Here is a 12,373-nt window from a genome sequence, read left to right on the forward strand (position 1 = left end):
AGGGCTGCCATAGCCATGGGAGAGGTTCATGGCGCCCAGGCCGATGGCGGGCGAAGAGACCTCCTTGAGGCGGTCGAATAGCGTCGACATGGCGATCCTCGTCGGGTGGTAGACAGGTAATGTCTCGAAAGAGTGGCGAGGCTTGTCTGCCATCATGCCGAGATGGCCAGTGACATCGCAACAAATCGGCACTCAACGGCATTCACACGTCAACTTCACCAGGTTGCGTGATGAGCTGGTAGGTTTCGGGTCGGCGGTGCTTCGCAAAATTGAAGGTAGACTCACGGATCTCGTGCGTTCGATCCAGATCGCACGGGTAGGTGATCAACCTGACTTTAAGGGTTCTCGCCAGGCGACGAGTTCACCGGTCGGTGCGATGATGCAGCTCTGGCCGAGCAGGTCGAACCCTTCCCCCCTGCCGGCCTTGGCAGCAACCCCACCGCACACATGCCCAGATAATGTCCTCCGTCGACGAAGACGAGATCACTGGTAGCGACCATTACCAGGTAGTGATCGATTCGGCTTGCGTCGATGGCAGCGCCCTGCTAGATAGTAATTAATTACTATCTATTGTGAGCCGCCTATGTCACAGCGCCAGCACCTCAGCGCCGAAGAACGCCGTGAACGCACCGTGGAGACGGTCGTCACGCTATGCAGTGAGGAGGAGCCCGCCACCCTGACCACCGGACGCATCGCCCAGCGCATGGGGGTCACTCAGGGCGCGCTGTTTCGCCACTTCCCCAACAAGGACGCCATTTGGGCGGCGGTGGTGGCCTGGGTCAGCGATCAGGTGATGGCGCGGGTCGCCGCCGCCGCCGAGGGCGTCGATGACCCCTTGGCCGCCCTGGAGGCGATGTTTCTGGCCCACGCCGCCTTCATCGCCGAGCACCCCGGGGTGCCGCGTCTGCTGATGGGTCAGCTGCAGCACCCACGGCCCACCCCCGCCAGCCGCATGGTGCGCAGCCTGCTGGCGCGCTATCGGCGGCGCCTGCTGGAGCTGCTCGAAGAGGCCGAACGCCGGAGACAACTGCGCCCGGAGCTCGAGCTGGACGTGGCGGCGACCCAGTTCATCGGCACGCTTCAGGGACTGGTCGTGCAGTCGCTGATTGCCGACGATGTGACCCGTATCGGCGAGCGAGCCCCAGCGGCCTTCGACCTCTATCAGCACGGCATCCGTGCGGCGGGAGGTGATGCATGAGGCCTTGGGTTCGTCGGCTGGGGCGGGGGCTGACGGTGCTGGCTGGCATTGCCCTGGGCGTGGCACTGTTGATGGTCTTCGTGGCCAACCGCCAGACCCCGGAGCGCCAGGAGGCGGACGCCTCCGCCACCCCGGTGCACTTCATCGAGGCCCGGAACCTGGACGTCCGCCTGGAGGCCCGCGGCCACGGCGTGGCGCGTCCCGCCGAGACCTGGCAGGCGGTGGCCAATGTGGCTGGCCGGGTGGTGGAGCGCCACCCAGCGCTGGAGAGTGGCACCCTGCTGCCCGAGGGCACCCTGCTGGTGGCGCTCGACCCCAGTCGCTATGAGCTGGCCATCGCCGAGGCCGAAGCGGAGCTGGCGAGCCTGGCCGGCGAGCTGGCTCAACTTGAGGCCGAGGAGGCCAACACCGGCCGCCTGTTGGCGCTGGAGAAGGACGCCCTGGCCCTGGCCGAGCAGGAGCTGTCGCGCATCGAGCGCCTGGTGGCCAGCGGTTCGGTTTCCGCCTCGCGGCACGACGAGCAGCGCCGCAGTACGCTGAGCCAACGCCAGGCGGTGGCCACGTTGGAGAACAGCCTGGCGCTGATGCCGGCGCGGCGGGAGGTGCTTGAGGCGCAGCGCGAACGCGCCGCGGTGCGCCTGGCCCAGGCCCGGGAGGACCTCGCTGATACCCGCTTCGAGGCGCCCTACGACCTGCGCTTGGGCGAGGTAGCGGTGGAGCGCCACCAGTTCGTGGCCAGCGGGCAGCAGCTGTTCCAGGCCGATAGCCTGGCCGCCGCCGAGGTCGAGGCGCATATTCCTATCGCCATGATGCGTCGCCTGCTGGGCGCGATCCTGCCCGATGAACCCTTCGGCCAGGGGCTGGATCTGAGCGAGCGGCTGGACTTCTCGGCGGTGGATGCCGAGCTTGCTCTGGTCGGCGCCGAGGGCGTGGGCTGGTCCGGTGAGCTGGTTCGGGTGGCCAGCGGGCTGGATCCGGCCACCCGCACGGTACGCGCCGTGGTGGAGGTGGATCATCCCTACCGCGATGCCCGGCCGCCGGATCGTCCGCCACTGCAGCGTGACATGTACGTACGCACGCGGCTTACCGCGGCGAGTCCGTCGCCTCTACTGGTGATCCCCGCCAGCGCGGTGCACCAGGGTGAGGTGTGGCTGGTAGATGACGAGCAGCACCTCGCGCGCCGTGAGGTGGCGGTGGCCTTCACCCAGGGTAACCTGGCAGTTATCGGGACGGGCCTCGCGCCCGGCGTGCGAGTGGTGGTCGATGACCTTCCCGCGGCGATCGCCGGCATGGCGCTGGCGCCACGCCGCGACGAGGCCCTGGAGGCTCGCATCGCCGGGCAGGCGCGAGGTGAGCAGCCATGATCCGCTGGTTCGCGGCTCACCCCACCGCCGCCAACCTGCTGCTGGTGCTGCTGCTGGCCGCCGGGCTTTTCGCCGCCCCGTCGCTCAAGCGGGAGACCTTCCCCGACTACCGCCCGGTGGAAGTGAGCGTCGAGGTGGTCTATCGCGGGGCCAGCGCCGCCGACGTCGAGGATGCCGTGTGCCGGCGATTGCATGAGGCGGTCAAGGGCGTGGAGTTTCTCGACGAGTTCGTCTGCGCGGCCCAGGACAACCTGGCCAGCGCCACCGCCACCATGCAGGCTGGCGGCGACGCCCTGCGCTTTCTCAACGAGATCGACACCGAGGTGGGTGCCATTACCGAGCTGCCGGCGCGGGCCGATCCACCGGTGGTGCGCGAGCTGCACCGCAGCGACCTGGTGGCGGCTGTCGCGGTGTCATCCGACATGCCCTCCGGCCAGCTCGAGGAGTACGCCCTGCGCCTGGAGGAGCGCATCATGGCCCTGCCCGGCGTGGCGGACGTGACCATCCACGGCATGTCCCAGCGCCAGTGGCAGGTGGCGGTGCCGGGCGAGGTGCTCGGCCAGCACGGCCTCTCGGCCCGCGAGCTGGCGCGGCGGATTTCGGCCCAGAGCCTGGACCTGCCGCTGGGCACCCTGGAAACTCCCGAGGGCGATATCTTGCTGCGCTTCACCGACCAGCGCCGCTCGCTTGCCGAGCTGGAGCGCCTGGTGGTGATGTCCGATCCGGCCGGGGGCGAGCTGACCCTGGGTGATATCGCCACCCTGAGCGAGACCGGCGAGCGCAAGGAGGAGAAACTTCGCTTCAACGGCGAGCCGGCGCTGCTGCTGGAGGTAAGCAAGAGCCTGCGCGACGATGCCTTGACGGTAAAGGAGGATCTCGAGGAGCTGCTCGAGGGAGAGCGCCGCCGCTTCGACGATGGCGTCTCGCTGACGCTGACCCAGGATGCAACCAGCATCGTGCGTGATCGCCTGCAGATGCTGGTGGGCAACGGCCTCATGGGGCTCGTGCTGGTGGTGCTGGTGATGAGCCTGTTCTTCCGGCCGCGCCTGGCGCTGTGGGCGGTGCTGGGGCTGCCCGCCGCCTTCATGGGTGCCTTCCTGGTGATGGGCCTGACCGGACTGTCGCTCAACATGATCACCCTGGTGGCGCTGCTGATGGCCATCGGCATCGTCATGGACGATGCAATCGTCATCACCGACAACATCGCTGCCCACGCCAAGGAGAGCGCCACGCCGCTCGAGGCGGTGGTGGCCGGCACCCGCCAGGTTCTGCCCGGGGTGCTGTCGTCCTTCCTGACCACCGCCTCGGTCTTCGTGCCGCTCTCCTTTCTGGCCGGTGAGCTGGGCGCCGTCCTGGAAGTGCTGCCGGTGGTGCTCATCGCCGCCCTGGCGGCGAGCCTGGTCGAGGCGTTTTGGATCCTGCCGCATCATCTCAAGGGCAGCATGACGCACCTGCAGCAGGGCCACGACTCGCGGCTGAGGACCACCTTCGACCGCGGCTTTGAACGCTTCCGCGAGGGCGTGGGGCGGCTGGCCGACCGGGCGATCCGCTTTCGCCATGCAGTGCTGGGGGCGGTGCTTGCCGTGATGCTGGCGTCCGTCGGTTTCATGGCCGGTGGTCACGTCGGCAGCGAAGCGATGCCCGACATCGACGGCGACGTGCTGGAGGCGCGCATTCTGATGCCCCAGGGCACCCCGCTCGAGCGTACCGAAGCGGTGGCCGAGCGGGTTGCGTCGGCCATGGGCGAGCTCGATGCGCGCCATTCGCCCGGGCAGCCGGCGGGGGCGGCGCTGGTCGAGGCGATCCAGGTGCGCTTCAACCACAACCTCAGCGCCAGGGAGGCAGGGCCCCACGTGGCCACGGTCAGCGTCGACCTGCTTACCGCCGAGCAGCGCACCCTGACCCTGGATGCGCTCACCGTCGCCTGGCGCGAGGCGATCGGCGAGATCGCGGGGGTGCAGCGCCTGATCATTCAGGAGCCGGGGTTTGGCCCAGCCGGGGTGCCGGTGGAGGTGCGTCTGGCCGGCGAGGATCTCGATGCCATGAAGGCAGCAGCAGTCGAGTTGGCCGAGCGGCTCGAGGGCTATGCGGCGGTCTACAACGTCATGGACGACCAGCGGCTGGGCAAGCCCCAGCGCGCCTACTCCTTGGCACCCGGGGCTCACGGACTGGGTCTCACCGCCGAGGAGGTGGCCGGTCAGCTGCGCGCCGCCCTGCTCGGCGAAATTGCCGATACTCAACGCATCGGCGAGCAGGAGATCGAGGTGCTGGTGCGCCAGGCCGAGAGCGACCGCGACGGCCTCGACGACCTGGCCGACCAGACCCTGATGCTCCCCGACGGCAGTCGGGCACCGCTCTCGGTGGTGACCGAGGTGGCCGAGCGCCGCGAGTGGGCGCGCATCACCCGCATCGACGGGCGTCGCACGATCACCGTGGAGGCCAATGTCGACGCTCGCGAGGCCAGCGGTCAGGCCATCGTCGACGACCTGGTGGGCAGCGGTTGGCTGGCCGACTTCCAGGCGCGTCATCCCGAGGTGGCGGCCACCTTCGAGGGGCAGGTAGCCAGCTCCGCGGAGACCGGCGACTCCATCGCCCGAGGTCTGCTGATCGGCCTGGTGGGGATCTTCGTGATCTTGTCGTTTCAGTTCCGCAGCTACGTGGAGCCGCTGGTCGTCATGCTCTCCATCCCGTTGGCCTTCATCGGGGCCATCTGGGGGCACGTGATCATGGGCTACTACCTCTCCATGCCCTCGCTGATCGGTGCGGCCTCGCTGGCCGGCATCGTGGTCAACAACGCCATCCTGTTGATCCACTTCATCAAGGGGCACCGTGAGAAGGGGCTGGATGCTGCGACTGCCGCCGGCCAGGCCAGCCGCGATCGGCTGCGTGCCATATTGATCTCCTCCACTACCACCATCGCCGGGTTACTGCCGCTGCTGGCCGAGACCAGCACCCAGGCGGCGGCCATCAAGCCGCTGGTGATCGCAGTGGTGTTCGGCCTGTTGAGTTCCACGGTGCTGGTGCTGGTGGTCATTCCGGCGCTCTATGTGATCTTCGACGATCTGGGCTGGGCACGGACGGAGGACGCCACCTCCGAGGCCAAGCTGCAGACGAGAGAGGCGAGTTGAGATGTCTCGGCTCGTGTAATCGGGTGCCGCTGCCCGATGGAGGTAAGCAAATCAACGTGACCGTGAAGTGCAGACCATGAACAAACCACAGACGCATCGCGCCATCACCTTGGCTGCCCTGTTGGCGAGCCTGACATTGAGCGGCGCCGTTCTCGCGGCGGAACCGGTGGGCCCCGACCTGACCGAGAAGCTGCGGGGATTGCTGGTGAAGGAGATGATCGAGATCGAGGCGGCGATGCAGCAGACCTATAGCGCCATCTTCCAGGGCAGGCACGACGAGGTGGCGAAGCTGGGCCAGGCCATTCACGACAGCTTCATCCTCGAGCAGTCCCTGACCGCACAGGACCGCCAGGAACTGAAAGCGGAGGTACCCAAGGAGTTCCTGCAGATGGACCAGCGCTTCCATCGGCTGTCGGCTTCCCTGGCCGAGGCAGGAGAACGGCAGGATACCCAGGCCCAGGTCGAGACCTTCAATCGCATGACCGAATCCTGCGTGGCCTGCCATAGCCGCTATGTGACGGATCGGTTCGAGGGTCTGGAGGCTCAATCGATTCCCGGGAGCTGGGGTCACGACGGCGGCGCAGTCAGCGAGCCGTGATTCTCGAAGATATCGACCGGCGACGGCACCATGAATGATTGCGCACTCAGCCCGGCGTGCACAGGAACACGCTGGAGGCCTTGAGAAGGGCGCTGGGCGTGCCGCTGAAGCAGTGGCAAGCCTAGTGTCGTGCGACGGCTGGGGCCTGGCGATGGGCGTAGGAACGCCCGTAGCGGGTTGACCGGCGTGGCATGATAGCTACCCTTTAAGAAGTAATTTACATGCATCTTTAACCGAGCAGGCGAAGCGCCGTTCGTCCATGGCGTTTCGTGGCCTGCCAGGGAGTGAGGAGGAGAGAAATGCTGCGCTACTTCGAAGATCCCCACCGAACCCATACGCTGGGCGATACCCTGCTGACTCTGGGTCTGGCCCTGCTGGCTGTCGGCGTGATGGGCGGCTACGTCATCGATGGCCGGCTCTCGCTGTCAGCGCAGGTGTTCGCGCACGTGTTGGTCATTCTCGGCCCCACCCTGGTGAAGGTTGGCTATGTCATGCGCATCAATGCTCGGCATCGTCTGCATCTTGCCTACTGAGGTGCGCCGCGTGCCGGTCTGGGAGAATGTCCATGCTCAAGGTTCAGCTCTATCGCTATCACCCCGAGCACGATACGGCGCCGCATCTGGAAACCCATGAAGTCGAGGAGCGTTGGCGCAAGGCCATGGTGCTCGACGTGCTCGAGTTCCTGAAGGGCCGGGATGCCACCCTGGCCTATCGGCGTTCCTGCCGCGAGGGGGTGTGCGGCTCGGATGGCATGAACATCAACGGCAAGAACGGTCTCGCCTGCATCACTCCGGTCGCCGAGGCGCTGAACGGCACCGACACCCTGATCCTGCGTCCCCTGCCCGGCATGCCGGTGATCCGCGACCTGGTGGTCGACCAGACGCAGTTTCTCCGCCAATTCGAGAAGATCCGCCCCTGGCTGATCAACGACGAGCCGCCCACGGCTCGGGAGCGGCTGCAGAGCCCGGAAGACCGCGAGAAGCTCGACGGGCTCTACGAGTGCATTCTGTGCGCCTGCTGCAGCTCGGCCTGCCCCTCCTGGTGGTGGAACCCGGACAAGTACATCGGCCCGGCCGGGCTGATCCAGGCCTATCGCTTTCTGATCGACAGCCGCGATACCGCCACCGAGGAGCGGCTCGCCGAGTTGGACGACCCCTTCAGCGTGTTCCGCTGCCGTCAGATCGCCAATTGCACTTGGGTCTGTCCCAAGGGCCTCAATCCCTTGCGCGCCATCGGCCATATCAAGGCGATGTTGCTGGCCCGCGGTACTTGAAATCCCTACCGAAACGAATCCGGGGAGGGCGGCATGGCATTTCGACAAGTAAAGGATCTACTGAATTGGGTGCATGATTTTCATGACACGCTGGCCAAGCAGTATGCCGAGCTGGCCGAGACGGCGTCTGACGAGCGCATGCGCATGGCACTGGTGTTCCTTGCCGACCGCGAAGGGCGCATGCGTGACGCCATGGCGGCGTATCTGCAGGATGCCAATGACGGGCTGCTCAACACTTGGCTTATCGACAGCCAGGAGTTCGGCCATCCCAGCGTGCTGGATCGCATCCCGCGCTGCCTGGGCTGCCACGACGTCCAGGATGTGCTGGCCAACGTGATGACGGCTCACCAGACGCTCAAGGACATGTATCGGTTGCGCGCCGAACTGGCCGAAGTCCCGGAAGAGTCCGAGCTGTTTACGCAGCTGGCCGAGCAGCAGGAAGCCGAGGCGCGCTTACAGACACGTGATCTGGCCAGACTGGAGATGTATTGATCCTGAGACTGCAGCCTCCTCCCGGTGACTGTTCCGAGCTCCGCTACCAGGTACCGCCCGGCGCACGGCTCATGCGCGGCAGACCCCACCCTATAGAAAACAAAGGTTTCTTGTTCACAGAGTCTTTGGGGGAGAGAACAAACTTTCCGTGTCAATGTAGGAGGGCACCGGACACAACGTCCTTTCGTCGTCGCCGAACGTGTCGTTCTCTTCGACGTATTGGTTGTACGCCTGGATGGTGCCGGCATTCTCCCGTTGCCACTGGGCGCACTGCTCGGCACGGACCTGCTCTGCGAGGGCGATTCCCAGAGTGGCGGAGAGGTTGAGGCTCAGGCTCCTGGCTATTTCAAGTAGGTCACTGTTGATGCTGAGATTTGTCGGCTTCTTGGGGGCACAGGTATCGTAGATCTGATGCATGACTGCAGCCTCGCCAAGGGTATGCGCACTTCCCATGCTGGGCAAGGCAGGCGGGCAAGCAACAGGCAGAGGCTGACGATGGCATCCCTTCAGGACGAGACGGCGCTTCTTTCCGATCGGCAGCTTGTCATGCTCGCCGGCGAGGCCGCTTTCGGCCGCGGCGTGGATTATTTCAGGCAGGGCATGGTGCTTGGCTGGAACAAGAAGGGCAGCACCATCACCGCCGAGGTGGAGGGCAGCGAGCGCTATCTCGTCGTGCTGAAACTGAGCAAGCGTGGCCTGGACGGCGGGTGCGATTGCCCGGCCTCCGAGGGTATCGACTTCTGCAAGCATTGCGTGGCCGTTGCCCTGGCCTACCGGGCGGATCAGGCCGAGCAGGCGAGCCTGACGGAAGGCGATGCGACGGATCGTATCCACGCCTACTTGCAGCAGATGGACAAGGCGTCGCTGATCGAGGCGCTGCAGTCACTTATCGAGAGTGACCCGGTGCTCCACCAGCAGTGGTCGCTGCGGGCCGACGCGGTGCTCGGCGTGCTGGATCACAAGGCGCTGAAGAAGCGCATCACCGCGGCATTCCCCATCAACCGTGACTTTTACCGTTACGGCCAGGTGAACGCTTACTTCGCCAAGGCGGAGGCCGTCGTCGAACAGCTTGCCGAACAGGCGTCGCAACTGCCCCCGGAGCAGTGCCTGGCGCTGGTGGATTATGCGCTGTCGCGCATGGACCGGGCGCTGGAAACCATCGACGACTCCGGTGGCTTCCGCTTCCATTGCGAGGCCACCCTGCAGACGTTGCACGTCCAGACTGTGCAGCGGCTCGACTGGTCGCCCGACAGGCTGGCCGCGTATCTCTTTGACAAGGCCTTTGGCGGCGGCGAGGACATGTACCCGGAGATTCCCGACGCCTATGGCGAGGCGCTGGGCGAGCCGGGCATGGCGGCTTACCTTGTCTGCCTGCAGCGGGCCTGGGACGGCCTGCCGGATCTGCCGGAGCAGGCGGGATGGGCGGAGCAGTATCGCTACATTCGTCTGCGCCGCCCCCTGTTCAAGCGCGCCGAGGCCGCCGGTGACCTGCCGGCCATGTTGGCGCTCTACGAGAAAACCGCCAGCCACGAGCGGGACTGCCTGGATGCCGCCGAGCTGTGCATCGCCCATGAGGCCTGGGATCAGGTGGAGCCGTGGCTGAGGCGAGCGGAGACGGTGGCGTCCGGCAAGGCTCACCATCAGCAGACTGAACGCCAGCGGCTCGAAGTGCGTCTGTGCCTGCATCGCGGCGAGGCGGAAGCCGCGGCGGAGCTGCAGTGGGGCATCTACCAGCGCACCCAGCAACTGGAGGATTATCGCCAGTTGGTGGAGATGGCATCCGCGCATGGCCTGGCCATCGACTATCGCCAGCGTGCTCTGGAGTGGCTAACCCAGCGGCTTGAATCGTCCTCCAAGCCACGCTTCGGCTGGGCCCCGCGAGCCGAGGACTGTCTGCTGGCCATCTATCTCCACGAGGGGGCGCTGGCCGAGGCCCAGGTACTGTGCGCCGAGCGACCGGTGTCGCCGACGCTGCTGCACCAGTTGGCACGGGCGCTGCTCGATCCCGACGAGAGCCAGCCGCTGTATCTGCGCCTGGTACGTCATGAGGTCAGCCAGACCAACAATCAGAGCTATCGGCAGGGGATTGCCCTGTTGCAGGAGCTGCACGGCACTCTGGAAACTGCGGCCCAGCGACAGGCCTTCTCGCAGGCCTTGGCCCAGTTACGCACCGAGTTCAAGCAGAAACGCAATTTCATCAAGTGGTTGAACGAAGCCTTCCCGACCTGAGCAAAGGCTTCACTCCCACTCCTTTCGGCTCGCACGCAGCAGCACCCGGTCCATGCCTTGTGTGCTCAGCACCCGCTTGAGCGCGGCGAGGCGGTAGGTGGCAGCATGGGCGCTGCGGGCGGTGTCGATGTTCGCCTGGAAGGCGCAGTGGGCGTTCTCGCGGAAGCGGCTGCCGTTGCCCGCTCACACACGAAAGGAACCCTTTCCCGGTAGCGCCTCGGCTCGGAAGGGGGTGAGGAGGTCGAGCTGGATTACATCCGAACGCCGGTCACCCTGGTGCTGCTGCTGGCCAATGTCGCCATCAGCCTCTATGTCCTGTCCCGCGGCAGCAGGCTGATCGATCGCCTGGCCTGCCGACCCGAGCGGATCCTGCGCCATGGCGAGGTGTATCGGCTGCTCACGGCGGGATTCGTGCACGTCAACGGCGCCCACCTGTTGGTCAACATGCTCACCCTCTACTTCTTCGGCCCCTGGCTCGAGGTCACGCTGGGCTCCGCGGCCTTTCTGCTGCTCTATATCGGCTCGGAGCTGGGCGCCCAGGGCCTGTCGCTGGTCATTCAGCGCGGCAATCCGCGCTATGCGGCGGTCGGCGCCTCGGGCGCGATCAGCGGGGTGCTCTTCGCCTTCTGCCTCTATGAACCCTTCCGGCTGCTCTATCTGCTCTTCGTGGTGCCCATCCCGGCCTCTGTCTTTGCCGTGGCCTTCGTGGCCTTCTCGGTGCTGGCGATGCAGCGCTTCGGGGCACACCAGGTCGGCGGTCTGGCCCACGAGGCGCACCTGGGCGGCGCCTTGGGCGGGGTCGGCGTCACGCTGCTCCTGGACCCCGGTGTGCTGCCGCGGCTGCTGCAACAGCTGGGCGGTTGAAACCCCACCACGACAGTTCTCCATCCTGCATCCCACCGTTGGAAGCGCGCTCCCTTGAATGACCATCCCGCACAACCAGCCCTTGGCATCATCGAAGGCTTCTACGGCCCCGCCTGGCCCTGTGAGCAGCGCCTCCGCGACCCGCGCCCTGAAAGAGACGCTGCACACCACCTGCAATCGCTGGGCCTGCAGCGCCTGGCGCTCTGCTGTTCGACGACATGCCCGGCGACATCCCCGACCTGGCGGAGCGCCAGGGCGAAGTGGGCGACTGGGTGCGCGCTTATGGCGGCTTCGAGCAGCTTGCCGTCTGCCCCACCTGCTACAACGACGACCCAATGGGACCAGGTGTTCACGCCCCGGCCGGCGGGCTATCTCGAGCAGCTGGGCGAGGCCCGCGACGATGCGGTGGCGGTGTTCTGGACCGGTGAGGAGGTCTGCTCCCGGGCCCTATCCGCCGGCCACCTGCAGCGGGTGCGCCAGCGACTGGGCCGTCACGTGCTGCTGTGGGACAACTACCCGTCAACGACAGCGATCGCGTGTCACGCCATCTCCATCTACTCGGCTTCACCGGCCAACCCGCCACCCTGGCAGGGGAGGTGGGAGGCCACGCCATCAACCCCGCCCTGCAGCCTGTCCTCACCTGCATTCCCGCGATCACCCTGGCCGCCAGCTACTCCCAGGGCGAGGACTACCGCTACCTCGCGGCGACAAGAGACGCCGTCGTGGAGGTGTTGGGCGAACCCCAGGGCGCGCTGGCCTACGACGACCTGCTCGCGTTGGAGGACACCGGCCTCGAACGGTTGAGTACAGAGCGCAAGGCCGCGCTGCGGGCGCGCTACGCCGCTTTCGCCCACCCCGGCGCGCAGGAGATCGTGCGCTGGCTCGATGGGGACTACCGGGTGAGCGACGCGAGGGTACAGACCCAGTAGGCCTCTACCTGTGCCTCGGCAAAGGGGTGGGGCTTCCATAGTAGCGGCCCAAATTAAAATAACGCGATGCCTTATTTTAATCTGTCTCCTAAATTAAAATACGGAACAACCCTATTTTACCCATCGCCGCTTTCTGGCGGTCAGGTGACGCCCCATGGAACGCGGACTCACAGGCCACTTCATTGATACCATCGCCGGCGGCGTACACTGCCAGGCGTTCATTCCCGAGCCGTTGCCTGCCCCCCACTGTCAAGCTAGTTGGAGTATCAGCGGCTGTTAGACTCTGAACGATGTGGGG

The 12,373-nt window shown here is 66.1% G+C and carries 12 protein-coding genes; 10 read left to right on the forward strand and 2 right to left on the reverse strand.

Annotated elements, in window-relative coordinates; genetic code table 11:
- Positions 1-583: 583 nt before the first annotated feature.
- From FEF15_RS18420 to FEF15_RS18450, 7 genes are all read left to right on the forward strand, one after another.
- Entirely contained in the window at positions 584-1,198 is a 615-nt protein-coding gene (locus tag FEF15_RS18420) for a TetR family transcriptional regulator (RefSeq protein WP_163560801.1), read from the forward strand.
- The gene (locus tag FEF15_RS18425; RefSeq protein WP_163560803.1) at positions 1,195-2,562 is read left to right on the forward strand and encodes an efflux transporter periplasmic adaptor subunit; all 1,368 of its coding nucleotides are present in this window, start codon (positions 1,195-1,197) and stop codon (positions 2,560-2,562) included. The genes FEF15_RS18420 and FEF15_RS18425 overlap by 4 nt, the downstream gene beginning before the upstream one ends.
- Positions 2,559-5,690, forward strand: a complete 3,132-nt coding sequence (locus FEF15_RS18430) for an efflux RND transporter permease subunit (protein WP_163560805.1) — start codon at positions 2,559-2,561, stop codon at positions 5,688-5,690. Before FEF15_RS18425 ends, FEF15_RS18430 begins: the two co-directional genes overlap by 4 nt.
- Positions 5,691-5,766: 76 nt before the next feature.
- A complete protein-coding gene (locus FEF15_RS18435; RefSeq protein ID WP_163560807.1) occupies positions 5,767-6,288 on the forward strand; it encodes a cytochrome c in 522 nt (173 codons plus the stop codon).
- A 299-nt stretch (positions 6,289-6,587) separates the two neighbouring features.
- Positions 6,588-6,821, forward strand: a complete 234-nt coding sequence (locus tag FEF15_RS18440) for a transmembrane sensor/regulator PpyR (protein WP_163560809.1) — start codon at positions 6,588-6,590, stop codon at positions 6,819-6,821.
- A 26-nt stretch (positions 6,822-6,847) separates the two neighbouring features.
- Positions 6,848-7,561 (forward strand): succinate dehydrogenase iron-sulfur subunit, encoded by a 714-nt coding sequence (locus tag FEF15_RS18445; protein ID WP_240454238.1) that lies wholly within the window; start codon positions 6,848-6,850, stop codon positions 7,559-7,561.
- Positions 7,562-7,594: 33 nt separating this feature from the next.
- Complete coding sequence (locus FEF15_RS18450; RefSeq protein ID WP_163560813.1) at positions 7,595-8,053, forward strand: 2-hydroxyacyl-CoA dehydratase; 459 nt, start codon at positions 7,595-7,597, stop codon at positions 8,051-8,053.
- Positions 8,054-8,167: 114 nt separating this feature from the next.
- Here FEF15_RS18450 and FEF15_RS18455 read toward each other — a convergent pair whose 3' ends face one another.
- Positions 8,168-8,470, reverse strand: a complete 303-nt coding sequence (locus FEF15_RS18455; RefSeq protein ID WP_163560815.1) for a type II toxin-antitoxin system CcdA family antitoxin — start codon at positions 8,468-8,470, stop codon at positions 8,168-8,170.
- Positions 8,471-8,548: 78 nt separating this feature from the next.
- On the opposite strand from FEF15_RS18455, the gene FEF15_RS18460 reads away from it, so the two are divergent.
- From FEF15_RS18460 to FEF15_RS19550, 3 genes are all read left to right on the forward strand, one after another.
- On the forward strand, positions 8,549-10,282 hold the full coding sequence (locus FEF15_RS18460; RefSeq protein ID WP_163560817.1) for a hypothetical protein: 1,734 nt from the start codon (positions 8,549-8,551) through the stop codon (positions 10,280-10,282).
- Positions 10,283-10,558: 276 nt separating this feature from the next.
- Positions 10,559-11,146: a rhomboid family intramembrane serine protease gene (locus tag FEF15_RS18465; RefSeq protein ID WP_240454239.1), complete on the forward strand. Its 588-nt coding sequence runs from the start codon at positions 10,559-10,561 to the stop codon at positions 11,144-11,146.
- Positions 11,147-11,682: 536 nt separating this feature from the next.
- The gene (locus FEF15_RS19550; protein ID WP_240454240.1) at positions 11,683-12,075 is read left to right on the forward strand and encodes a hypothetical protein; all 393 of its coding nucleotides are present in this window, start codon (positions 11,683-11,685) and stop codon (positions 12,073-12,075) included.
- Between the two features lie 88 nt (positions 12,076-12,163).
- Here FEF15_RS19550 and FEF15_RS19315 read toward each other — a convergent pair.
- On the reverse strand, positions 12,164-12,373 hold a 210-nt coding region (locus FEF15_RS19315), incomplete at its 5' end, for a hypothetical protein (protein ID WP_205598590.1).

It is taken from the genome of Halomonas sp. NO4 (genome assembly GCF_010994375.1).
Classification (GTDB): Bacteria; Pseudomonadota; Gammaproteobacteria; order Pseudomonadales; family Halomonadaceae; genus Halomonas.

Bases quoted from the DNA above. Each gene is read 5' to 3' on its own strand.
- FEF15_RS18420 (WP_163560801.1), top strand. From the start codon at position 584: ATGTCACAGCGCCAGCACCTCAGCGCCGAAGAACGCCGTGAACGCACC.
- FEF15_RS18425 (WP_163560803.1), top strand. From the start codon at position 1,195: ATGAGGCCTTGGGTTCGTCGGCTGGGGCGGGGGCTGACGGTGCTGGCT.
- FEF15_RS18430 (WP_163560805.1), top strand. From the start codon at position 2,559: ATGATCCGCTGGTTCGCGGCTCACCCCACCGCCGCCAACCTGCTGCTG.
- FEF15_RS18435 (WP_163560807.1), top strand. From the start codon at position 5,767: ATGAACAAACCACAGACGCATCGCGCCATCACCTTGGCTGCCCTGTTG.
- FEF15_RS18440 (WP_163560809.1), top strand. From the start codon at position 6,588: ATGCTGCGCTACTTCGAAGATCCCCACCGAACCCATACGCTGGGCGAT.
- FEF15_RS18445 (WP_240454238.1), top strand. From the start codon at position 6,848: ATGTCCATGCTCAAGGTTCAGCTCTATCGCTATCACCCCGAGCACGAT.
- FEF15_RS18450 (WP_163560813.1), top strand. From the start codon at position 7,595: ATGGCATTTCGACAAGTAAAGGATCTACTGAATTGGGTGCATGATTTT.
- FEF15_RS18455 (WP_163560815.1), bottom strand. From the start codon at position 8,470: ATGCATCAGATCTACGATACCTGTGCCCCCAAGAAGCCGACAAATCTC.
- FEF15_RS18460 (WP_163560817.1), top strand. From the start codon at position 8,549: ATGGCATCCCTTCAGGACGAGACGGCGCTTCTTTCCGATCGGCAGCTT.